Consider the following 317-nt stretch of genomic DNA (forward strand, 5'->3'; position numbering starts at 1 on the left):
CTCTGCGGTTGAGTGGGTCGTTGGATCGGGGTGCGTTGCGGTTGGCGTTGGGTGATGTGGCGGCGCGGCACGAGAGTTTGCGGACCGTCTTCGCCGAGGACGCGGACGGCCCCCACCAGGTGGTACTGCCGTCGACCACGGCGCCCGAGCTCACTCTCGTACCGCTGGACCGACCCGACGAGGACGAGCTTCGGCGCGCCCTCCAGCACGCCACACGTACGGCCTTCGACCTGGTGTCACAGGTGCCGTGGCGGGTGTGGTTGTTTGAGTTGGGTGGGGATGAGTGTGTGTTGTTGGTGGTGGTGCATCACATTGCG

1 protein-coding gene is annotated in these 317 nt (G+C 66.2%); it reads left to right on the forward strand.

Annotated features, from left to right (window positions below; translation table 11 throughout):
- Window positions 1-8 precede the first annotated feature (8 nt).
- Window positions 9-317, forward strand: a 309-nt coding sequence (locus tag AAHZ94_RS35230; RefSeq protein ID WP_349997708.1) for a condensation domain-containing protein, incomplete at its 3' end; no start/stop codon positions are given.

It is taken from the genome of Streptomyces sp. HSW2009 (assembly GCF_040240285.1).
Lineage (GTDB): Bacteria > Actinomycetota > Actinomycetes > Streptomycetales > Streptomycetaceae > Streptomyces.